Origin of the sequence: Pararhodobacter sp., assembly GCF_034676545.1 — a bacterium.
Classification (GTDB): Bacteria; Pseudomonadota; Alphaproteobacteria; order Rhodobacterales; family Rhodobacteraceae; genus Pararhodobacter.
On sequence record NZ_JAUCBZ010000015.1, the window covers coordinates 2,934,715 to 2,959,537 of the forward strand.

11 protein-coding genes and 1 pseudogene are annotated in these 24,823 nt (G+C 58.4%); 9 read left to right on the forward strand and 3 right to left on the reverse strand.

The window, feature by feature from the left end:
* Positions 1-95: 95 nt before the first annotated feature.
* Together VDQ28_RS17825 and VDQ28_RS17830 are read right to left on the reverse strand one after the other, a co-directional pair.
* Positions 96-788 (reverse strand): hypothetical protein, encoded by a 693-nt coding sequence (locus VDQ28_RS17825; protein WP_323037207.1) that lies wholly within the window; start codon positions 786-788, stop codon positions 96-98.
* 155 nt (positions 789-943) lie between these two features.
* Positions 944-1,222: a hypothetical protein gene (locus tag VDQ28_RS17830; RefSeq protein ID WP_323037208.1), complete on the reverse strand. Its 279-nt coding sequence runs from the start codon at positions 1,220-1,222 to the stop codon at positions 944-946.
* Positions 1,223-1,364: 142 nt separating this feature from the next.
* Between VDQ28_RS17830 and VDQ28_RS17835 the strand changes: the two genes are divergently transcribed.
* The 8 genes and pseudogenes from VDQ28_RS17835 (at position 1,365) to VDQ28_RS17870 (ending at position 22,216) form a co-directional block, all read left to right on the forward strand.
* Positions 1,365-2,339 carry a WYL domain-containing protein gene (locus VDQ28_RS17835; RefSeq protein WP_323037209.1) on the forward strand — a complete coding sequence of 325 codons (975 nt, stop codon included), beginning with the start codon at positions 1,365-1,367 and terminating at the stop codon, positions 2,337-2,339.
* Positions 2,340-2,363: 24 nt separating this feature from the next.
* Positions 2,364-3,029 carry a hypothetical protein gene (locus tag VDQ28_RS17840; RefSeq protein WP_323037210.1) on the forward strand — a complete coding sequence of 222 codons (666 nt, stop codon included), beginning with the start codon at positions 2,364-2,366 and terminating at the stop codon, positions 3,027-3,029.
* Between the two features lie 372 nt (positions 3,030-3,401).
* Positions 3,402-4,106 (forward strand): annotated as a pseudogene (locus VDQ28_RS17845) (IS3 family transposase); the annotation flags it as partial.
* Between the two features lie 475 nt (positions 4,107-4,581).
* Complete coding sequence (locus VDQ28_RS17850; RefSeq protein WP_323037211.1) at positions 4,582-14,622, forward strand: hypothetical protein; 10,041 nt, start codon at positions 4,582-4,584, stop codon at positions 14,620-14,622.
* Positions 14,619-17,768 carry a hypothetical protein gene (locus VDQ28_RS17855; protein WP_323037212.1) on the forward strand — a complete coding sequence of 1,050 codons (3,150 nt, stop codon included), beginning with the start codon at positions 14,619-14,621 and terminating at the stop codon, positions 17,766-17,768. Before VDQ28_RS17850 ends, VDQ28_RS17855 begins: the two co-directional genes overlap by 4 nt.
* Positions 17,753-20,500 carry a hypothetical protein gene (locus VDQ28_RS17860; protein WP_323037213.1) on the forward strand — a complete coding sequence of 916 codons (2,748 nt, stop codon included), beginning with the start codon at positions 17,753-17,755 and terminating at the stop codon, positions 20,498-20,500. The genes VDQ28_RS17855 and VDQ28_RS17860 overlap by 16 nt, the downstream gene beginning before the upstream one ends.
* Before the next feature lie 182 nt (positions 20,501-20,682).
* On the forward strand, positions 20,683-21,123 hold the full coding sequence (locus tag VDQ28_RS17865) for a hypothetical protein (RefSeq protein WP_323037214.1): 441 nt from the start codon (positions 20,683-20,685) through the stop codon (positions 21,121-21,123).
* Between the two features lie 577 nt (positions 21,124-21,700).
* Complete coding sequence (locus tag VDQ28_RS17870; RefSeq protein ID WP_323037215.1) at positions 21,701-22,216, forward strand: hypothetical protein; 516 nt, start codon at positions 21,701-21,703, stop codon at positions 22,214-22,216.
* Between the two features lie 604 nt (positions 22,217-22,820).
* Here VDQ28_RS17870 and VDQ28_RS17875 read toward each other — a convergent pair.
* The gene (locus VDQ28_RS17875; RefSeq protein ID WP_323037216.1) at positions 22,821-23,738 is read right to left on the reverse strand and encodes a LysR family transcriptional regulator; all 918 of its coding nucleotides are present in this window, start codon (positions 23,736-23,738) and stop codon (positions 22,821-22,823) included.
* Positions 23,739-23,864: 126 nt separating this feature from the next.
* Between VDQ28_RS17875 and VDQ28_RS17880 the strand changes: the two genes are divergently transcribed.
* Entirely contained in the window at positions 23,865-24,812 is a 948-nt protein-coding gene (locus tag VDQ28_RS17880; protein ID WP_323037217.1) for a PDR/VanB family oxidoreductase, read from the forward strand.
* Positions 24,813-24,823: the final 11 nt, after the last annotated feature.

Sequence of the window (24,823 nt, forward strand, 5' to 3'; positions counted from 1 at the left end):
CTGCTCCCCGTTGCGCATCGCGCTGGGGGAAGGGTCACATGGCTCAAATCTCAGTGGAAATTATCCGTCTATCCGGCTCACTTCTGCGTGGAAATCTACAGACTGTCCTCACGCGTCCAGACACTGGTGCAATGATCCGCCCAACGACAGAAACCGCAGTCGGCGCAGGGCACGGGCCGGGTGATTGTCGGGCTGGCAACGAAAGCCTCGAGGCGCGCCCTGGCTGCCCGCGCATAGTGGGCGTAGTCCGCCAACCGCAGAGTGGCGCGCTCACCCGTGCCCAGCTCGACATGTGCGAATTCAGGTGCAGCGCCCTGAATTTCGGTCAAAAGGTCGGAATAGAGGACCAGTTGCAGCACATGCTTGGGATGCGGTCGGCGTTTGAGTTTGGTATCCGCCACCTCGTAACTGAACGGGCCGAGAGCCGACGGTCGGTCAACTCTCATGAGGAAATCGGACCACCCTCCCCAGTTGCCAGACAGGAATGCGCCCTGAAAAACCACCTCGGCCCCACCTGTCAACGCAATGCGTGTCGCCTCGGAATCCTGCGCCAGACTTCCTCGTTCGATCTCGACGACGCCTTTGCCGTCGGCCTTCAGTCGCGCAAGATGAGCCGCTTCATGGGCGTCGCCTTGCTTTTGCAACAACGCGGCATCCTCGGTATCTTTGCCTGGTGTCGGCCCCTCCCCTCGCAAGCACATCAGGTCGAGCGCGGTCGCATGGACGCACCCCATGAACCGCATGAGATCGGTTGCCGAAAAAAGAAGCGTATTGTCAAATTCCCGCATGGACTCCAGCAATCATCAATGAGCGCAATCCGCCGCGCGGAAATGTCTCGTGTGGTTACAGCTTCTTCATCAACATCCGCGGGTGTCAAGAACCGACATGCTTGCCAAGCAATTGATTTCTAAAGCAATGCATCTTTAGCGCGATTGCACCCACATCACGCGGAAATGCAGTCTTCGCTGCGCACGATCCGCAAGCTTCGCGGGGCAATAAGCGACGCGCGTTTGCCTTTTGCGCCCATCCAGAGCGAGAAACCCTTGTCGAGCAAGACAGCCACCTCATCCAGCGACTTGGCATAGACCGCGAATTCGGCGTGATGTTTGTTCTTGCCCTGTGCCGCGTCCGCCAATTGATACCCTTTGCTGGTGACTGCCGGTTCTTCGATTACGCCTGCCCGCGACGAAATCCGCTCGATTCTGATTACACGTCCACGCATTTGGTTCCCTTTCTCGGTTTCAGTGCGCCTGACGAACCTCTCGACTCGCAACCTGATGACCATTGACGGAATCGGCTCGACAGGACGCAAGGAGATTACTAGCCTATAAGGGTGACAAAAGCTGACAGGCCAAGAGGCACATATGTCGTTTTCAAAGGCTCAAGATCTCATTCGTCTTGCCCAGATGGCGGTTACCCGACGCAGTGGTATCAGCCTCGAGGAGATTTCTGCGGAGTTCGGCATCTCGCATCGAACGGCCCAGCGTATGACCGATGCGCTGGAGGACACGTTCGGAAATGTCGAAGTCGTGGATGGAGAGGATCGAAAGCGGCGCTGGCGTCTTGTCGACACGGGCCTCGCCCAACTGCAACTGAGGCATGAAACATCCGCCGAAGCGCTGGAGATTGCCGCCCGTTCCGCAGAGGCGGAAGGCAGGCTGCGCCATGCCAGGGCGCTCACGGACTTGCGGGACGGGATGTTGGCGCGAATTCCGACGCGGGCGCGCGTCGAATCGGATGCCGAGGCGGTGCTCATGGCGATGGGTCAAGTCACCCGTCCGGGACCCAAGGTCAGCGTCGCACCCGATATCCTTGATGCAATCATCGAAGCGTTGCGCGGGCCATTCCGCCTCTGTGTGCGCTACAATCAGGATACAACAACGCGCATCCTGGAACCCCATGGCGTTTTGCTGGGGCACCGAACCTACCTGGCGGCCCGTGATCCGGCAAAGGCACAAGAGGTCCGAAACTTCCGCATTGATCTGATCCATGAAGCCGAAACTCTGAATGAGAGCTTTGCGCTACAAGACGGCTTCACGATTGCGGACTATGCCGCGCAAGCCTTCGGCGTCTGGCAAGACCCGGCACAATTTGGCGAGGTGATCTGGCGCTTCACGCCAGACGCAGCCGATCGTGCAGCCGGCTTTCAGTTTCACCCAAGACAGTCGTTGGAGTACCAGGGTGACGGAAGCCTGATCGTGCGCTTTCAGGCTGCTGGCTGGTTGGAAATGGTCTGGCACCTTTATCAGTGGGGCGACAAAGTCGACGTCATCGCCCCCAAAGAATTATGGGCCATGATCGAAGACTATCGGCGGTCTGATTTCGCCGCGATGCCATGACCGGATTTCACAAGGAAAAGCTGGATGCCCAATACTCTGACTTTCGATGCACTGAAGGCAAAGCAGCGCGCCATACGCGCCGGGTTTCCCGAAACGATGGGCCTTCGTGTCCATCGCGCGATCAGTTGGATCGGTCGCGCCGAAGCGAGCGGGGCGGATGATGACGCACGCTTCATCTTTCTTTGGATTGCCTTCAACGCGGCCTATGCGGACGAGCGCGAATTCCAATCCATTCCACAGGGAGAGCGCGCGAATTTCCTCGAATTTTTCGGTCTCCTGACGGAGCTGGACGCTGATCGGCGCATCTACAAGGCGGTTTGGCAGCGTTTTTCAGGCCCCGTCCGGCTGCTTCTGGAAAACCGCTATGTGTTCAACCCGTTCTGGCAACATCACAATGGGATTGACGGTTTCGAGGATTGGGAAGCGCGTTTCCGTGCCTCCGCCCGCTCTTTCGCGCAAGCGTTTCAGGCGGGCGACACGGCGCGCGTTCTCAGCTTTGTTTTCGATCGCCTCTATGTTCTGCGCAATCAATTGGTCCATGGCGGCTCGACTTGGAACGGCGGCGTCAACCGCGCCCAGGTGCGGGACGGCGCCGCGATTCTTGCGTTCCTGCTGCCCGTTTTCGTGGATCTGATGATGAACAACCCGAGCAAGGATTGGGGGCGGCCATTCTATCCAGTGGTATCGTAAGCAAGAGTCGTCAGAAATGCCCAAAGGACGTTGTGTTGCGACATGCCTGTTGACGTTGCCCTCGCCTGGAGGAAGGTAGAATTCGACAAATCGGCCGTTTGTTCATCGTTGCCGCCCGTAAAGCCCAGTCGAGTTGGAGCTTCTCGGCGGCAAGGCATAGATCTCGACACAATAGACCTTGCCTTGAAACGTGAGCAGATAAATGAGCCCCGCACAGCTTTGCCGAGCAGGGCTCCGAAACTTAAAGATCCATTGTCTTGGAGATCGCATCTTGGGCTGCTGCGAGGTCGAGTGCCGCATCTCGACAGTTTTGAAATTGACGAAACTGGCGTTGAAGATCAACCAGTTCAACTCCACGATCCGAATAGATGGGACCGTCAGTTCCTGGAGACATCGTGGTATGGATCCCGACAAATGGCCCGCCACATGCAGCGGGAGGGCCACAGATGTGGGCGGCATCGTGTGCGTCGGCTGATGAAGCTCATGCGGTTGGTGCCGAATTACCAAGAGCCGAAGACCAGCAAGAAGCATCCGGAGCACAAGATATACCCATATCTTCTGAAGGACTTGCCCATCACCCGGCCCAACCAGGTCTGGTGTGCTGACATCAGCTACATCCCGATGCGCCGGGGATTTCTCTATCTCGTGGCTATCATGGACTGGCATCGCCGGAAGGTGCTGAGCTGGCAGCTCTCGAACAGCATGGACGCGGGGTTCTGCGTCGAGGCTTTGAAACAAGCGCTGGCCGGATACGGCACCCCCGAGACTTTCAACACCGATCAAGGTTCGCAATTCACCAGCACCGATTTCACCGACGTGCTGCGCGATGCAAAGATCAAAATCTCGATGGATGGTCGGGGGCGCTGGATCGACAACCGGATGATCGAGCGGCTCTGGCGATCCCTCAAATACGAATGCGTCTACTTGAACGCCTTCGAAACTGGTTCCGAAGCCCGGGACAGGATCGGTGGCTGGATCCACTACGACAACGAAAGACGCCCGCACTCATCACATGGGATCATGACGCCTGACGAGGCCTATGGTAGACGATCTCCGGACCTGAAGGTTGCCGCCTGAAATGAAACCAAAGCTATAGCTTTGCACGGCGGCAAACTGGACGAAATTCCAGGACCACCTCTCCTCCACGCTGTCGCGGTGACGCCACTTATACACCGTCTGCTCCGTCGTGCCGCAGCGTTCCGCCATGCCGCCGCAGACTCATCGCTTGCCTGGATCGCGGCCCTTCGCTTTGGTGTCGTTGTTGCCTGTTTGTGACGATGGATCAGCGTGGTTGCACCCCGTCCCGAACGTCCCTCAAAACTGACCTTGCCATGAAAATGGCAGATCGCCGAGGGTCTCTGTGATCCTCCGGGATGGAACAGGTAAGCGATCGAATGAAAATTGTTTGCGAAAATTGAAATCCATGTCACCATTGGGGTTCTAACAGTGGTTGCCGCTGCGGCGGCTGGTTAGAAGGACGCTCACTTTGGGGCCGCGGATTTTAAGTTCGCTAACTCGGAAAAAAGGGGCCAAACAGTCTCGCTTCCTGCCGATGACGCGTCGACAATTCTTGGTGTCCGGGGCGGCAACGTCGTTTGTGCATCCGGCTTTTGCGTCGGGCACCATAACGGCCTACAGTGAATTGGATCTCGAATTTCGATGGTCGCATGATCGCAGCGCACTCACGGTCTTTACTGTTCGACAGCCGCTGAACGAAAATGGCGGTGCGATGGGTGAGCCTGAAATCGTTGAAAGTTGGGTCCTTCGCCGTGATTCATTCGGACCGGATGCGGATTTTGTAATTTCCCGACGGCCACGACAGTCGACTTATGTAATTGCGCAAACTTCGACAGAAACGTCAGCGCCGGTCGACCTCGCTGGATACGAGGTCAGAGTCGTCCGCGCAACATTTGGCCGCAACCGCGACCGCGATTTCCATTTCTACTTTACTCAGCATTCCGAGAGAGTGGTTGGGACCGCGATAAACCGGCGGATCTTTGGTCTGCATGCGTTTACCAATCTCTTCGATCGGCGGGAATTCATTGGACTTGCTGAATCGGGGCAGGACCAGTCCGCCCAACCAAGGATGCCCGCCATTCAGGTGGAACTCCGACACCATCCGGTACACCCTTTGCGTTGGAGCTTGTTCACCAGCCAGGAGACCGGCGGCGGCAATGCCGAGGAGACATGTGCCGGATCCGTCCCCTTGCGCCAGGACATAGCGACGGCACGATGTGCAGCGCCATTGACCCGGATCTTCAATGGGCTTGTTCGGTTCCCCGGGTCTTTTACTGACAACGTCGGCGGGTCATATCATGCCGCCGAGGTTACGTTCGATCAATGTGCTGCTTTGGGATTCAATTTCCATTCCGTCCCACAGAGGCGCAGGCCCTGGGTCATGCGCCCAGAGATTACCGTTGAGCGGCTGAACGTTTTCTGGACCGACGACCGCGGTGCGCTGGTTGATCTTCCGGGCTCGGACAGCGGGTTGAGTGTTCAAAGAACGTCGTCGAATGCGAAAGTTCTCATAGGCTTGGCGAACGGGACACTTGCCCAAGGTGGTGTCCGGATCACCCCCGGTAACGGTCATGGAATGCGCATGATTGCGCGGGATCCAACTGTTGCGTCGCGGTTGGTTACCCTACGCAGCTTCAATACCGAGCGACGGAACGGGCTACTTCCCGCGAACCAAGGCTTTGTCAGTCAAGCAGTGATGGAAGGGATATGGCGGTTGGAATTGCCATATGCCGTCGCAAGTGCGGGATTTGTCGGCCCTTTTCCGGAAATCTCAGGGGCACTTTCGGCTGTCAGCTATTCCGATACCACAGAGAGCGGGCAGGTTCATTTCGCGCGGTCGGGACGATTGCGGTTTCAGGGGAGCTTCAATGGCTCCGATCAAGCACCGCCCCGACAGCCAATCTACGCGATTGAAACGCCGATTGGTGCGGTTACCATTCAGGTCGCATTTTCGGACGCGCCTAACGTTTCGGGACAGCCGCAAGCGGCGCAAAACGGAACGCGACACCAGGACGGCGGCCCCGAGGCTATGCAGGCGGATAGCCAGAACCAAGAGGCGTCTCCATTCTACCCGCGTCCCGGCGACCCCATCCAGATCCTGTATCGTTGGGGTGCTATGCCAGCGGGTGCTCCGGACAACGTTCAAACCGCGACGCCTGAACGACCGCACTGCGACTGGATCGAGATCAACGCCGCAATGGTTGAACTTGACACCGGCCTTGATCATGCGGATTTCAGCCGCCTGACATTTGACCCGAGCGAACTGCGGTTGATTTATACGCCGAATTGGCCGAGCCAAAGCTCTACGGGCAGTATTATCCGGCTTGGCGCGCCCGCGCGGGCGCAAAGCGCTCTGATCGATTTGTCGCGCGCCCGATTGCGTGCCGCGCGAAATTCGACGCTGGTGCAACTTCAGTTCACCTTCGCGGATCTGATGTTGAGCTTTGTCGACGGCGAGGTTCCGGAAATCGTCGCGGCGAATGCAGCCTGCTTTGTGCCCGTCAGTGCCAGCAACGCCCCCCCGCGGCCCGATCCGCGCCCGGTTCTGGTGGTCGAGTTCCCGCCTCAACATCTGCTCGAGGAGGCCTTGTTCCTGCCAGAGCTGGCGCCGCTGCCTGATGTCGAGTTGCCACGCGCGGACGGGGCTGCCAGCGGCCCGGCACTTTATAGATACGACGCCGACGCAAATACGCTGGAACCCGTCGCAGACACTTCGGAAACCGGCGACCATATTTTTTATTTCGACCCCAACGACCGGGCGCGGATTGCCGAAATACTCAAGACCCTGGTCGGGAACGAAGAAAGAAAGTTCCGCGAGGTATTTCGGAACAAGAAAATCGAGGCTGCCGCGGACGATTTGGGGTTCCAGAATTTCAGCATATGCTTTTTCAACAGATCGCAGGACCTTTTAAACCGCAATGCGCTGCCTGAACCACAGCGATACTATATTGGTCCTGTTGGCCTCGACATCGACGCGATGCATCTTGCGCGGCAGATACACGGTGAGGCGCGCGAGACGCACGCAGACCAGCTGCGGTCACAACTTTTTCAAAGTGTTCGGACGGCGCATTCACAGATCATTCAAGATTTCCGCGACGAGGCGCCCTCGTTTCAGCGCGATTTGCGCATTGAGCAGGCATTGGAAGCTGCTGTCCCCAGCTATCAGCTATACCGGGCCACCTATCGGAATTCGATGATCCATGCTGCCACCGGTGGTTCAAATGGACGGGCGCTTGGCTTTGACGGAATTGAAGATCTTTCGCCCGAACACATCGAATTCATCTTTCATGAAAACGATGCGTCAATACCAGTCTGGGCAGCGACGGCAGGTATAACCACACAGCTGCGCCGCCGCCGACGGGACGTCGTGGATAAGGCGTTTGTAAATGCTGTGCTCGCACCCAATTCTGATAGTGTCCTAAATAATGGGACCAGGAATGGCTTGCTTGACGGTCGTCTTTCAAATCCGACGAGGCTGGCGTTCCGGGTCCCTTGTCGTGACGGTATTCAAGCCGCAAGGCTGATGGTTGCGGGTCTCGACACGCCGCCCGACTTTGCGTCGGAACTTCCCCGCGACAGGCTGGAGTTTTCCCTAAATGCGCTTACAAATTTTGCGGCGTTTGAACTATCGGTGATCCGACGGGCTGAACTTGTATACCACGAAGATGCGCTGGGACGGCGAACGGGACTTACGCGCCGCTTAGATCTTTCGGCGCGGGGTCGGCTGAACCATCTGGGGTTCCAGTCCGGGCCGTTTCTGACAAGTTTCACGCGGCTTGCCGATATTCAGGCGTCGCTGGCCAGCCCACCGGGGCCCTTCGAGACTGCGATCGAAATTCCGTCCCGTCTGATACTTTCACCACACCAACGCGCCGTGTTTCTCACGCCTCATTCCGTGGAACCGGCGATCTTCGATCTTCCTTCCGCAGGTGTCGAAACAGATCACCGCTTGTGGAGCGCCAACCTGTTCACGGGCGGCGAAGACCCCGGATTGCGCGCCGTGCACTCGCCGGATTTGCGGCCTGATTTCGTTTGGCAAAGACTCCATCGCAGAGCCGGCGCAGGATCGGGTTTTGGCATTTCGCAAAACCTGCCCGGCGGCGGCGCCCCACCCCGAGGGCCACTGGCGCCCTGGTTTCTGGACCGCGGCGAAACCGGAAGCGCGGCGCCGCGTCCGATTGAGTTGGCGCTGGCGGAACGGGACTTGTGGCCACGGGACTCCGCGGATCGCCCGGCACTGGATGCTATCCTGCGGCCAGGCGAGGACCAATCAGATGCGGCCTTCTGTGCTGAATTGATAAACGAACAGCAGACCACGCCGGGGCGTTTGCCGCTTCCGGCAATCATTTCGCAACTATGCCGACGGGTATTGCGACGCCGGGATCTTGCTGAACAAAATGCACGTTTCGTGTTCCGCAGTTCGCTTGATGCCTTTGCCCGCCACGAGCTTGTTCTCGCCAGTTCCTGCTGGGGGCTGCCTTCGCTTGGGCGGCGCGATCTGAGTGGCGCGCTTCTTGCGGAATCCAGCCAAATCGAGGCCACCCCAGATGACACGCTGATCGATGTGCGCGCAGGCTCCGCGCTCTACAAACCAAGAGCACTTTCGGTTAACGAGCTGTCTCTGACCTCCATCGGCGGCAACTTTCGCCATGATACGGCGTTCGAGCCCCCCGCCTCGGTTCAGGCGCTTGACGGAACGCCGCTGTTTGACGCGCTTTCGATTGAGCGGTGGCAGCATAGCACGGTTCTGGGCCGCGACACTTACGCCGAGGTCGTTTTCAAAGGCTTTCTGGCACCGTTCGGGCACCGGGCTTCGTTGGTGCAGGTCACGGAACGGGTCTTTTTGACCGACCAAACCGGGGCAGTCTGGGCACCGCTGCGGCAGCGGATGTTTATTCGGATCGGTCGACCAGAAAAGCGATTTCCGGCAATCGGGCAACCGTTCGACGGTCGCGCGTTCCCGCTGGAATCGGTTACCTACCTGACAACCAAGAGCCCGGACATCATTGATCCGAACGACCCGTCGACCGGAGGCGCGATTGACGCGTCCGGGACGCTTGCCAGTGGGCGCCTGGCCTTGGGTGACGACTTTCGCGGTTTGGCTTTCTGGCCGCGCACGGCACCGATGCGGGCCGCCAACGTGCGCTTCGAGGTTGCTTTTGCCGACTTCAAAGCCGACATCCCGGTCTTGTTCATCGACAACGTCGCGGCGAATGATCGGCGCTCACTTGAACTGATTGTCAACTACTACAACGGGCAGCTCGCACCCGATTCCGTCAACACGACCGCCCCTCAAAGCGCGCAGATCACCCAGAATGCGTTTGTTCCGACCGAGCATTTGAGAACGATCGCCATGGGCGGGCGCAAATACCGCTATGCACCAGAGCTCAAGTCCGGATCAGCCAGTCAAGAGACCCAATTGTGGACCTTGCGATTGTCGGGGCGTCGCCTTGGTGGTCCACCGACGATGCCGGCGGCGCCGCAGGGGTCACATCTTGGGGCGGTCATGATCGAGGCCAAGGATTTCGACTGGTCTCCGGCGCTGAACGGCGCCGACCAACCGCCGTTTTACCCCGAGGTCGATGTGGCGCGAATCCGGGTTCGACAGGCAGAACGATTGACGGGTCAGAGCTTGCCGGAGGTCCGTGCCCGGTTCGATGGTGCCTACCTGATCCACGGATTGCCACCCGATCCGGCGCAAGCCGACACCCATCCTTCGCAACCCTTCAACACCAGCGAGGTCTATCTGGGGCTGCTTGACATGCCGGCACTGACGATGGGCGCGAAGGGGGACCGCGCCGGGGGGCTGATGCGCCCGGATGGTGTTGTGGGCGCGTTGTCGCGCAAGAAAGGCGCCCTGACCTTTGCCGCCAGACGAACATTGTCCAGTCCAACTTCGGAAAAACGCCCGCTCTATGGGCACGCCTTCTCATTCGACCGGCTGCCCGTGCGGGCTGAAAACACGATCAGTGCTGCCGAAGCTGCGCCAAATGCCGCCCGCATCGCCGAGAACGAGACCACCGAGAAAATCAGGAATATCTACCGGGACCTGTTCTCGCCGGATGCGCAGCTTTTGGGGCTGATCAAGCTGCAAGATCTCATGACGTTCCTAGACAAGTCCAATCTTGAGGATCCCGACAAGGGAATGCCCGAAATGGTGGAAACCGTTCGGTATCAAGCGGCTGCGTTGATGGAACAGCAACAGCAACTGGGCGAAAGCATCACAAATGGTGTCAGCGACGCCGTCGCACTTGTCCGCAACAATGTCGTTCTGCCGCTGAAGCAGGGCGTCGACGAAATCCGCGTGCGTCTGGACGCGTTGGAGCAATCGGTAACCGACGCGCAAGCCACCCTGACGGGTGCCGTCATCCCGAATATCTCGTTGTCCAAGGCGTTGCCCGAGTTCGATCAAAGTCTCAGGGGACTTTCTGCAGCGATTGACGCCAGCCTTGCCGAGACCGATCCAATCCTGTTTTCGCTGTCTCTTGGCGGGATTTACGAGGCCGGGCATCGCTTTATAAATGCGGCAGCGGCAGCGGCATCTAGCACTTTGCAGGGCTTGACGGCCACCTTGCGGGCTGAATTCTTCGAGATTCTTGACACCTATTCCACGCTCGACGGCGCGATCACGGACATTATCCGGCGTCTCTGGGGAATCGACCTCGGCGCCCCGGAATTCCGCGCGCAGATTGCGGCGAGAATTGCGAACTGGTTCTTTCCGGCAAGCAACGCGCTATCGACCGGCGACTTGTTGCCCATGCCGGTCGTTGGTTTCGAGGCGTTACCGCCAGGATTTGAATTCAATGAGGCCGATCTCAGCGCCCTGGAGCGGCTTCGGGCGGTGTTTCGCTTGCCCAATGGCGCAGCCCGCAGGCTCACCGAGGCGTTGATTGTTTATGCGCTGACGCCGCAAACCGCGGCGCGCGATCCGAGCGGTGTGGGTCGGCAAAACGTCGTGGCGCAGATACGCGAAGCCGCAAGAGGGTTTCTGCGCCACGGCGCTATGCCAAACCCACAACCACCGCCAGAGACCCTTTCGCCGGCAGAGTGGCTGGCAAGAAGCATCGCAGAACGCAGAACTGAGCTCGATCGTGCCATTGAAGCGGTGGAAAACGCGGCGCAAGCACATGCCGAAAACGAAGTCGCGGCATGGCTGGATCATATCAAGGTGAATGCCGAACGTTTCTTCGCGCGCTACACGCGCGCCCTTCAAGTGCTGGAAGACGCCGCAAGGGCCGCCGCACTTGAGACCGGAGAGGTCGCCGAAAAGATCCTCGACGATGCCTGGGACACGGTAATCAACGCCGCATTCGACGTGATCTTCGATGATTGCTTCGGGCGAATACTCGAAACCACCGCCGCGCTCGCCACACTTTACGCAGAAGTCACCGCTGACGACACTTCTATTGGCCGCATCGCGCAGGCCGCCTTGACATTCATCGAGGACTTGGGCGGATCGGTCGATTTCGGCGTTGCGGATGTATGCGACACGATCAACGCCCCAATTGAAGCCCTCGATAGGGTGTTTGCGCAATTTGATCTCAACGGATTGGCGCTGGCCTGCCCGACAAGGGCAAACGTGCATGTCTTGGTGTTTGCCGGGCGGATTCGCGATGAAGACGCACCGAAGACCGCTGATGGGACGTCGCCCGGCCGATACGTTTTCGACGCGAACAGGGCCATTTCCGAGATTCTGGATCCGCAGGAGATTGAAAAAATCTTGGGCGGCATTGATCGGATTGACGATCTTCCAAACACTCCGGTCACACAAAGCGTCAAGAGGCAGTTGCGCACCACGGTAAATAACCTGCAAACGCAATTGGCGTATCTTGGTCCAATTACGGCCAATCTTTATGCCGCGCTTGTCAACGATTCACAGGCGCTTCAAGCCGTGCAGGCGCGGCTTGCTCTTTTGGGCAATACGGAATTGTGCAACCTCCAGCCAAACGCGGGCAATGCCCAAAACGGGCTGGATACGCTGTATTCCGAGGCGATCAGAACGATCCCCGAAGACTTCGAAGCCATGTTGCGGCGCCGAGACGCCTTGATGCACGCCGCCCTCGACAGCGCGCGAAAAATTGGAGACATCGCCAAGGCGCTGGTGACCGATCCGATTCTGGTTGCGGGTGGGTTTGCCGCATATCTAACCAGCCAAAATATGCCCTCGTCGACAAAGCTCACGGCATGGAAGCAGGACGCCCGCGCGTGGGAGGAAAAGCTCCGCGGGATTGACCACAGTGTTGCGACATCGACCGTGACGCTGGCGATCCAGATCCTGACCTATGTGGACAGCTATTTTGATAAAGCGAATGAGACGCTGACGGCTTGGGAAAGCAGCACTGTTTTTGCGCGGATCAGCCAGGTTGTGGACACCCGCGATCTCAGGGCAAAGCTCAGACTTCTGCGCCAGACCCAGACACTGTTCAGCGGAATCACAGCCGGAAATGGCACACTTGAACATAAAGGACTGTTGCAGTTTCTTCAGGATCAGCTTGGCATCTGGGGTTCGAGACCGTCGCAAGAACGTGCCTCTTTGCGGTGCATGAGTTTTTTGGCCGACTTGCAAAACGCAATGACGCCCCCGGCAAATGCGGAAAGCCCACGGGATCTGCGGAAAATTGTTCTCGATATTCAGGTGGCATGGGCCGCATCGGCGAATGCGCCCGAGTTTGGTCTTTTGACCGAAATCCTGAACAAGGACACCGCCCTCACCGGACCCGAGGTTGCTGACTTGGCATTCAAAGCGACCGCTTTGCTGCTTGATGCATCGGCAATCCCTGGTCAGCTCGAGCAAGAGCTCGAAAACCGGCTTGCCTCTGTCGACAGCCAGTTTGCCCGTATCAAAGGGTTTGTTCGCAAGGAATTGCGGCAAGCCGAAAGCATCGTTCTGGGTGAACTCGATGGCGTCGTCACCAACCTGCTCACCACGCAGCTTGGCCTTCCAGGAGACGTCAACTGGACGCTGGCGCAGTTCTATGAGGAACTCCTCCTTGCGCAACGCAATGCCCTTCTGGATCGGTTGCAAAGCACATTCCTCGAACCACTTTCGCGTCGTGTTCTGCTGGTTGCCCCCGAACCGGGCCGGAAACCGCCAGGCCAGAGCCTCGATCACCCATCCGATGCGCAGCCGACCCCGCTGACCGGGCGAAATGATCGCCTCGCCGCTGATGCTGCATGGCTTGCCGCTATCTCGGCGCAGACCGGGCCGAATGGCATCGCTCCGGTAAGTGATCGGCGCGGGCGCGCGTTTCTGGTCAGTTTCGTGCGCGACTGGTTTGATGGCAGTTCAACACCGCATTTGATCGTGGCCGAGGCCGAAGATCTGATCGGGGCCATCCTTTCAGGCAACTTCCTTGCGGCAATTCCGTTCGATGAAATCCGCGACATGGTTGAGGAGTATCTTCTTGCTTTGATCCCCGCCGAAATCACGATGAAATATAGCCATGCCATCAAATTGTCGAAAAGTGTCGAGGACGCCACGCTGGGTATTTTCTCGCCTGTCGAAGGCAGCGAACTCAAGGTCGGGGCGCAGATTACTCTGAAACTGAACCCCAGCGACCTTTCACCCACGATCGAATTCGCGTCAACCGGCGAGATTGGTCCATTCAGCGTGAAGCTTGTCGGGGACCTGATCGACGCTGTCGAGTTGAAATTCGCGGGTGCCACATTCAGCTCCGGCTCAAATGGAGGCCCCGAATTCGACGCGGAATTCATCGACGCAAAAATCGGCAACGACCTTGAATTCGTTCAGAAGTTCCAGAAATATTTGTCGCCAAAACCCGGCTCTGGTGTTTTCATTCGGCCGAATTTTTCCCCGCTCGGCATCGAGGCAGGTTACGGATTGTCTCTTGGCATCATTTCAATTGGGGCAATGTCGATCTATAACGTGAGCCTGAACGCGTCGGTGATCTTGCCATTCGAAAATGCGCCTGCGCTGTTCAAGGCAAGCCTGTCGTCACGGCTAAGCCCCTTCACCATCTCGTTCCTTCCGTATGGTGGCTCAGGCTTTTTCTCGATCACTGCGAACCCGAAGGGAATTGTAGGTTTCGAGGCTTCGCTTGAATTTGGGGGCGCAGCGGCTTTTGGATTCGGCCCCCTGGAGGGGACCGGGCGCCTGATGGTGGGCGTGTATATTCGCCAAACCCGGATCAACGGCAACACTTTGACCGAGATATCCGGAACGTTCTTTGCCGGGGGTTCGGCCTCGCTGTGGATTTTCTCTTTTGGCGCGTCGCTTTACGTCCGGCTCGGCATGGTCGGTGGCAACATGTCCGGCGAAGCGACATTCACCTTCTCATTCTCGATGGGCATCCGCGACTTTGAGTTTTCGGTCCGGGTTTGGAAGACGCAACAAAAAGATTACGACGGCGACAGAGAGCAATCCTCTTTGTTGGATAGCAACCGCATTCGCCGCTTTGCCAGCATCGGAGATCCCCAGGGCATCCGACGGTCACTGACGCCGATGGAGCCACAATTGCGCAGCTTCGGTCGCTGCAAAGGCGAAAACTGGCAGATTTACAAATCCTATCTCGCGCCAAAAGAACCAAGCCCCATCGACGGGATTTTCAACCTATGAGCCGGACAATTCCAAACGACGCCCTATCGCATGAGGTTCAGCAAACGTCCGTGTCGGCCTATCTGCGCGTCGTTCCGAACGGTGTTAACGACGATGGAACTGTAAAGCTCAGCGTTCTTTTGACGCCCAGTTCTTCGGCGCAATCGCCGGTATTTACGCTGGAAAATTGGCCTGCCGAAGTCATACGCGCCTTGGCCCCTGCGGGCGAAACCGACAAAACGCTGGAAATTGACGTGGTCCGTATCCATGCCGGCACAAATGCCGGGGCCTTGGCTCCGCTGGGGGCCGCCTGCGCCGTGCCGTCAGGAGAGCCGGTCGCGCCTCTTGGGCTGATACCGCGCCCACCGGGTTTCCGCCCACGACTTGACGATTCGACGCTGCATGCCCTGACACGCGTGTGGCGCGACGCGCTTGGTCCGGGTCAAAACACCGGGCATTGGGGCAACCTTGCGGCGATCGTCGCAAACAGCGTCGCCCCCGGCTCGCCGCAAAATGGTGGCGGGCTGCAAGAGACCGTCATCGATCTGGATCGCAACAGCGACTTTGGAAACGCCGGGCAGATCCGGCCTGCGACGATCGCGCAAGCCATTGGCGACGGTCCCAGGCCTGCTGTTGCGGCAATTCTCGAAGTGCCGCACGCCGATCTTGCACTTGGCCTTGATGCTTTGCGCGTCTGCGAATTGATCGAGAGCGTGTGGGCGGCTGAGAATGCCTCGAACGCGTCTGAGGTTTCGCAGCGCGCACATGCCACGGTCACCAATGACCATATCGATTCAGACCGGGCCAGAAGCCGGGACGTTTACCACCGCAGCTTGCGTGCGCTTTATTCTGTCGATCCCGCAAACAACCAGTCTCCGGCGCGAGAAATTGATGCTTCGCATTATCAAACTTTGCTGGCACTCGATTCGCCGGATGCGATCCTGAGTTCCGTGTCCCTGTTTTCTCCCGAACAACGCGCGCTCAATCAGCTGATCTATCCCGAGATTAGCGCCAAGATGCGCGATCTTACCAAATTGGACATCCGCGAAGATCGGATCAGGCGGCGGGAAGATCTGTCTGCCAGTGAAACCCTGAAAACAAATCGCCGGGCTGCAAAAAGCGCGTTTGACGACGAGATGATGTGCTACGCCGCCACGCCCCGCGACCCGACAGACACCCAACCCGGTGCTGCCAGACGATCATTGAGCCCTGGTGCCGCCGCGCATCCCGACGCGCGCGAAACCGCCTTCGACGCGGCATTCGCAGTTCATCAATACGCCACATATCCAGAATACTCGGACCAGCAGTCGCCCGGCAACCAAGCTTTGGCGGCGGACACGACGCCCCTGGCCAATGCCTGTCGCAATTTCTTCGCCCTGCAATCCAACCCCGTCCTGGCACGGGCTTTTGGCCTTGCGTTCGATGTTGATATGCGTTCGGAACCGATTGTCGCGCAGCTTGGAAGTGATCCTGTTGGCTTTTTCTACCTGCGTGCCCGTTTCGCGGGCAATCAGGCGGCCGGGCCGTGGACCCTTGCGAAATGGTCCCCGGGCCATGGGGGCCGCGCCGCATTCTGGCCCGCCACTGAAGAAGAACTTCATGCGGCTTGCCTGGGCGATCAAAATGCGCGTGGCGCGCCTGATCAATTCGAAGGGTTCATGCTCGTATCCTGCGCCGAGGTCGAGGGGCAACATACCTCTGTTTGTCGATTGGACCTGACCTCGCTTGATGTCCGAACCGCCACCGAAATGGAGGTCCAACGACGGCAGGGCGTTCTTGTCCGGCAGATCGAGGCGGCAACGCAAAGCAGCGGCGCTCTTGACGCGAGCATGATTGAAGGCGCGGAGCGGGTCGAAACCGATCTGGATGTCGGCGCGTTATTTCACACACCGGGTTTGACGATTCTGAATCGCAGGGCACAGAATGACGCCGCGCGACGCCATGCACGCCGTTTGCTCAAACGATCTGTCGATGACATCTGCGACAGCGGCCTTGTGCTGGACGCTGCCGATCTGACCATCGGTCAACGCATTCACATCGGCGTTCCCGGTCCGGGCTGGCGGACCCGGTGGCACAACTTGATGCTGCGCGATGTCAGTTATGCCGAGACCGGCCATCGTGATCGCGGCGCGGTGATCACCGCCATCCGCACGCTGGTGGGTGACTTTCACTCTCGCGAGCGGCGGGCATTGGATGCGGCCCTGGTATCCAGCCCGAGCCGCCTTTTACCGACCGGGGAACCCAATAAAATCGAGGCCGTGGTCGAACAGGCCCTGGCGATTTGGGATGGCGGCCCATTGGGCGTGGTGTGCGACACCCAATCCGCGGTGATGGACAGCCTGCCGTTCGGTCGGGATTTCTATCCCTTGACCCGCTTGAGCGGCGATGCCTTGACCAGCGAGCTGCCGCCCTTGTTGCGCTACGGGTCGGCCTATCGCGTGGCGATGGCGCAAGTGTATTCCAGCGGCTATTCCCGCCGTCCCGAAGATTTACCTGATCCGCAGGCCTTGCCGCCGTCACAGCGCCGTCTTGTTCGGCAGACGACATACCCGGCGGAACAAGATCAATACGACCCGGCGACAGAACCCTTGAAGCCCTTTGTCCGTTTCCTGCGGCAGGCAAAAATCAACGCGCCGCAAGTGCTCTTGCCAGCCGGGCACGCAGACCGGACACGCGTCGGTCGAGCCAATATCAGTGCACAAAATGCCTGCGGGCCGATGGGATACGAGATTGGTCGGCAATTGGTCGTCCGGTCAATGATTGATGCCAATGGCGCGCCTTTCCAAAGGCGAACGCCAGAGGAGCGGCGGCTGGCAGACCGTGCAACACCTGACATTGCACAACGCATTCTGGTCCCGGCCGGGGTTTCTTTCGACGAAGCCAGCCGCCACGGCGCGTTCGATGGCAGCACGCAAGCGCGGCCCTCGGGGGCCTATGGCGCAGTCGGGCTTGCCCACGATGGCGAAGGGTTTCCTGTGACCCTTCTCACGACCGAGACAGGTGCCGACGGGCGCCGTTTTGCCAGCCGCCGCGGCAACACTCGGGCGCCCAACGCCGACAACAACGCCGCCGAACTGGCGACGGGATTTTCGGCATCGGCGGTGCCTCGCAGAGCCGGTTTTACACGGATCCCGCTGCCGACGGCATCGCTATGGCGATCCGGTTGAAAGGACGACATGAATATCTTGCGGGCGGGGTTTACATCGAGACCATCGGCGGCCCGAATCAGGATGCGCGACCCGTCGTGCTGACCGTCGAACGCGGCGACGTAAATCGGACTCGCCCTGTCACCCATATTACCGACCTCTTGGCCAACCCGGCGTCAGGCTTTCCGCGGCAATCCTTTGATCCGACGCGCCGAACCGACATCATGGTCGGCAGCTCGTATCGTGATGCGCATGAAGTCCGGCTTCTTCTGGCCCCCGGAGAAGCCATTGAAATCGACGTATGGTCTGTTCCAAGCGCGACAAGGCTTGCGCGCGAATTTGCGCTTGTCGAAAGTTTCGCTCGTGTTCTCAGTCAGCGTTCAGCCCCCGATCAACCCTGCACCGACGAGGCGATACTCGCGGCCTGCGAACGCTGTATGCCGGCGGGTCCGACGGCTGAAATCGCCCGACTATTGAGGCTGGAGATGGACACGATGCCGAACGAGTCGCTGGCGTTTGTCGGACTGGGCGGGATCGCCTCGCCATCTGTCAGGGCTCTCAAGGCAGCGGGTCGAATGCTGCACACCCTGATGACCACGCGCCCCTTGCCCGAGATCGCGGCACCTGTTCGCATTGATGCGGTGCACGCTGTCAACCGGGTAACGCGTGCGCCATCCCTTCATCGGACGGAAAGCGCTCTGCCGGTGAACAGTCGCAGATTTTTGATAGCCGACCTTTTGCGCACGCCAGAGCTGCGCGCACTGCGTCCGGCAGAAACCGAGCCCCCCGGCGAAATTTCAGTCGCCGCGCAAAGTTCTACCAAGGTCACACTGAGCGGAGCGCTCGACATTGATCTGGCCGTTACGGGCGCCATCGAAGTGAAGGCCACGATGATCCTGCCCGGATCGAGTAACTTCGACGATCCTCGCCGTGGACGTTCGCTTGCGCAAAAACGGTCTGGGGTGTGGCCCACTCTGCGCGACCTCGATGGGCAAGTGCTGGTCAATGCGGCCGGAGAGTCGAGGTTTGTGCAGGCCGAAGCCCTGTTTGGTTTCCAATTGGCCAGCGATGGCAGCATGCAGCACAGGCCAATTGAGGTCACGCTTCTCAGGGCGGATAACCTTCCTCTTGTCTGGGCCGGTGATCGCCCGCTGACACTGCTCGACCTCTTTGAAGAGCAAAATCTTGGCGCGATCCGCATCAGTCAGCGGCACAGTTTTGTTGATGGCAAAGCCCGCCTCATGTCGGTCTGGATAAACGCCATCAGCCGCACCGCGTCGATGCTGTCCACGGTTGATCGGGTGGCGACAGCAACCGACCCGTGGCTGGAGAGCCGCACCGCAATGATTGGCCTCACGCGCGACCAACTGCGGGCAGAACCGGTCCCCGAAGATGCACTCGGACGCGCCTCGCAACCGACACCCGTCATTTTGCCTTCGACCGAACGACCTGCGGCCTGCGATGCGCTTGCTCCGGTCCCTGTGTTTCGGTGGTCAAGCGATAGAAACTCCGATGTCAGTCTATTGCGCAAACGAACTTGGCAGCGCCGCGAGGCACGGATCCGGATACCCTTGGGGCGTTCGTGGTTTTCGTCGGGCGAAGACGAGCGGCTGGGCATTGTTTTGTGGCCGCCAGAAATCCTCGGGCCTATGGCGGCCGAAAATGAAAACATCGTCACGATACGCGATACGGAAGATGACAATACCCTGCGCCGCATCCATGTCGGGCGAACCTCTACAAGCATACCGGCTTTCGCGGATCGTGACCTTGGCCCGGGGGGAAGCTTTGTCAGTCGGCGGGGTGGGGATCCGGTTCGCGGCAGCATTGGCACCGAAACCAAAACATTCCTGTCGCCCTCGGATTTTGTCGGGGTCTCGTTTCCAGGCGGGCCGCGACTGCGCTCAGACGCCATCGAGGCGGAATGGGTGTCGAATGTCGCGATGCCGCTGCAACCAAGCGAAGGCAGGTCGGGTCGTGATCCTGGGCACGCGCAGGCATTGCCGCCGCTCAGCGTGGGACTTTTGCTCTTTAAACCGCGTTTCGATCCCATTCGTGAGGAATGGTATGTTGATCTGGGTGTGAGGGCCTCGAAAACCGCAGAGCCGTTCTTGAGGCTTGGCCTTGTCCGCTACCAGCCAAATACGGTGCCAGAATTGCGGTGTTCAAACCCGATCAGCCAATGGACGCAGCCCTTGCCTGAACGCCGTGTCTTTGCGCGCAGACACAGCGACGGCACGATTGGCGTCACGGTTTGGGGTCAGGCGCCGCAGCGCCGCGCATACCAGCCGCGAACGTGGCCGGGCCCGTCGCAAGATGCCATGGCGGCAGACGCAGACCGAACAATTCAAGCACCAAGGCTTCGGGCGACGATGTTTCTGGAGACGCGTGACCTGGCACGACGCCTGCATCGCCATCGCCTGAACACGCCACCACTGAAAGCGGAGGCAAAAACACTTGGGCGGCACGCGACGCGAATGATCTGGAGTTTCCACTTTGACCGAGTTGACGTTCCCGAGAACAGCACACTCATGCTTTTTCTGGAAGAAATTGAACGGTTCGTCCCTGCGTCCTTTTCGGATGAACCCCTGCTACACGCTGTCTATGTGCCTGCTGAAAGCGGCGAACCAATCGCGGACGCATCAGTCAGTGGCGTTGACAGGACAAGTCCATATTCTGGCGATCGCAACACTTTGTGGCGCGATGCAGGAGCACGCTTTACAACAACCATCAATCTCACCGATCTCGCACGCTAGAACGAGGCGCCGCAATGCCGTGCCCCGGTAGATTGCAAACCCGAGGACCCACCACAACGGAAATACAGAGCGACCTTGACGCGGCGTGAGGCACATTTGTAGTTTTTCGTGATACTTGAAAAACGCCGTATTTGGCGTATGCTATAACAACGAGACTTTCACATAATTAATGGAGGCAAGATATGAAGATGAGCGATGCGGATCAATCGAGGTTTCCAAAGGTAAAATACTATGTCAAGAATGACCTTCCGAGTATTCTGGAGGTCCCGGTAATAGTCAAAGCAATAAATAAGATCGGTGAAATCAATACAAGCAATTTGAAAGCTGCATTGAATTTCGGAAGCGGCCCTGAAATAAAATTTGTTGACAACTTGGGCGCTTGCGGTGAATTTTCACCAGGCATCGGTTCAAACGAACTTCGGATATTGACCAGACTTGCCGAGGAATTCGAAGCCGGAAAGGGCAAGGAAACGACCACGGATGGAAAAGAGGTTTATGTTCTTGGCGTGACACTTCTTCACGAACTTATCCATTGGGGTGATGATCAGGACGGCATAAATAGGCCTGTCGAAGAAGGCGAGGAATTCGAGAAAGCAATCTATGGCAAAGTGATCCCCTGCTGACCCGCAAAGATGGCTGGAAGAAACGTTGCGTGTGCCGGAACCCTCAGCCGTCGTTAGTGTTGCGAACATCAGCGTTGATTGGTTGACCTCCCCGGTGTCAACGCTTGGGCGGCCCCGCCCCAGCACGCCCTTCGTCATGCCGCACGCGTGGTTTCTGACCTCGGCGGTGCGACGACCAAAGCACTAGGGCGGCCAGCATCGCCGGAGCGCTATCACGTCGCAGTTTCCACCAGCGGCCAGAAAGATCGTCTTGTGCGAATAGAAGCGGAGCATCAAGAGAAAGAAGGTTTACCTGTGGACCTGCGACAGCGTCCCCGAGGCACACGCCGGGATCGGTCGCTATCTCGGCTTTCACAACGGCCGACGCCTTACGCAGCGGCAGCGTGGCCGAGGCCGAAGACCACCAAGTAAACGTGCGGGACCTGTTCAGACAAACTGATCCACCCCTCTCACAGTTTGCAGTCGGCAATCAAATGTTGCGTTCCTGGAATATTTGAGCGTGACTCACCTATAGGTGTTGCAATGGCAATGCGAAATTTGGCTGGAAAAAGCATACCAAATTCTGAAAGCAGTAAGCATGCCGTTTGATTTTTACATCCGGCCAGAGATCCTGTCGGCCATAATCGGTGCGATATCTGGTGGATTTTTTGGCGCAACGGTGCCAATCCTCTTGACGGTGGTTGAGGACAATCGAAAAAGGCGACGGATCAAACGAGCAATTGCTGCGGAAATCCGCGCGATGATTTCTGCGACATCACGAGCCGGATTAAGCGATTTCGTCAGTGAGATCGGGACACGCATTTCCGCTGGAGAGGAGCTCCAAGTCCCGACACTATTTTACGACAGTATGAGTTATGATCCCATTTTCGCGTCAAACATGGAGAACATCGGTTTGATCGAGGTGGATTTGGCCCAACAGATTACTGGATTTTACCGGACGGTCCGTCTGGCTCGCTTTCGATTTATTGCATTTCAAGGTCAGAAAATCGGAGATGACAATCGCGAAAACTTTCTGAGGGCACTGGCTATTCTACAGCGCGCCATCCTGGATCTGGATGAGGCAAAAACACTGGCACATAAACTGGAGAAGTAGCTGTTCCATCCCGGATGATCCCAGAGACGCTCGGCGATCTGCCCTTTTTATGGCAAGGTCAGTTTTGAGACACGTTCGGGACGGGGTGCATCATGCTGATCCATCGTCACAAACAGGCAACAACGACACCAAAGCTAACCCAGTGCATGTTAGCCGAGCCGCGAACCGGTTCAGAAAAGCAGGACCACGTCACCTTGAACTCTGCCGAACAGCGTTTCCGTTTGGTCATTTCTGTGCGTTCTTCCTCAGGTGCCACAGCTTTGCACCTGGCCCGAAAGTCCGCGAGCACCTCTGGGTCACATGGCTCAAATCTCAGTGGAAATTATCCGTTTATCCGGCTCACTTCCGCCTGGAAATCGACAAACCGACCGCGATCTGGGTACTTGATGAAACCCATGACGCGATGCGTGACCTCGTTCGCGCCCTGGAAAATACACCCGAGGACCAACTGCGCAAACGTCCCTGCGTTTCGGCGTTTATGCAGCGCAGCGGGCGGGTCTGTCATCTGAGCAAGCCGTGGACTGACCCGCGGCAAACAGCGCTTGGCTTCGCCCTCGTCGGCGCGCCGGACGCGTTGGGAACGCCCGGCATGCGGCGGCTGGGTTCATGGCTCGGGCGGGTCTTGGCGAAAACCTTCGGCCATTTCCTTGACGCAGAATGTTTGAAATTCAGCGGCGGCAGGAGAAAGCGTTTTGCCCGTCAGCGACATCATGATGACCCGGCGCGGCACGGTGGGTTGGATCAGCGGTTTGCGCAAACAGGTATGGACCGTATTTGCCTGTTGCGCGTTCCTCGGCAGGATCGTCAAGGCCAGCCCACGATCGGCGAGCGCCAAAGCGGTGGTGCCGAAGCTGACCTCATAATCCGACCTGAGCATAAATCCCAAACGCCCTGCGGTTCGATCCACCAGTGTGCGGATTGGATTGCCCTTGCACAGAACGGCAAGCGATTGATTCTCCAGATCCTTCCAGGTAATTTGATCGCGCTCGGCGAGCGGGTGATTGGCCGGAACATAGGCCATCAAGTAATCTTTGCCAATTGGCGTTTGAACGATGCGCGGCTCGGGGTCGACTTCGGTCGCCACCGCGAGATCAACCTGCTCAAGCCGCACGAGATCGGCAAGCGATTGTTCGACCGCATCCATGATTTGCACCTTTATCCCCGGAAATCGCGCCTCATAACGGCTGGCGATGGGGATCAACTGGGTGCTGGCTATAACCGTCGAACAGGCGATCCGCACCCGGCCCCGGACCCGCGCGGAAAGCTCGTTCGAGGTGCTCAGCATTGTTTCGATATCGTCCTTCACCCGGAGTGCGATCGGCAACAGATCTTGCCCCGCCGTGGTCAGCGTGGCACCGCGCGCGCGCCGATCAAGCAGCGTCAGGCCGACCACCTGTTCAAGGTCGCGGATCAACCCGCTCAGGCTGGGCTGGGTGATGTTCAACTGCCGCGCCGCACGGGTGAAACTTTGCTGATCTGCGATGGCCACGAAGGCGGCAATTTGTTTGGTGGTGATCTTCAATTCGGCCCATCCGTGGACTGCAACAGACCACGACACCTATCGGAAAATCCTATTGGTGTATAGGTGAATAATAAATCTACCTTTTCCTTGCAAAGCCAGCCCGTCACACAGGAGACCCGCCCGCCGATGCAAGTTGTCGTTCAACAGATCACCGCACCCGCCGAGGGGCTACGCAGTTTCAAACTGGTCGCCCACAACGGCGCGTCGCTGGACCGGTTTACCCCGGGCGCGCATATTGATGTGGCAATGCCGAACGGTATCACCCGTCAATATTCGCTCATCAACCAGCAAGGCGAGGATCATTATCATATCTGCGTCAATCTCGATGCGGCCAGCCGTGGCGGGTCAGCGTTTATGCATCAGACGGTTGCGGTTGGTGATACTCTGGAGATCAGCGCGCCGAAAAACCTGTTTCCCCTGGTCGAGGACGCGCCGCAGACCATTCTGATCGCGGGCGGTATTGGCATCACGCCGATCTACGCGATGGTGCGCCGTCTGGCCGAATTGAAGCAGCCCTGGCGGCTGTATCACTGCACCCGCAATGTTGCCCGCACGCCGTTCATCACAGAGCTTCGCGATCTCGCCGCACGGTCGGGTGGAGAGTTGGTGCATGTGCATGACGGTATTCCCGGCATCCGTCCGCTGGACGTGGCCGAGGTTGTGGCAAGCTCTGATCCCGGCACGCATTTTTATTGCTGCGGCCCAACCCCCTTGATGAACGCCTTCGCGCAGGCCACCGCCAAATTGCCGCAAGACCGCGTGCATACCGAGCATTTCTCGAACATCGTCGAGGTTAAAGCCGATGACGCGGCCTTTGATGTGATCCTCAACCGCTCGGGGCGCAAGATCACCGTGCCCAAAGGGATCTCGATTCTGCAGGCGCTTGAGGCCGAGGGGCTGGCGGTGCTGTGTTCCTGTCGCGAGGGGATCTGTGGCACCTGCGAAACCACCATTCTGGCGGGCGAACCCGACCACCGCGACAAAGTGCTGACCCCCGACGAGCGGGCCACCAATGAAACCATGATGATCTGCGTTTCCCGCGCCAAAAGCGCCGAACTGACCCTGGATATCTGAAACAAAAGGAG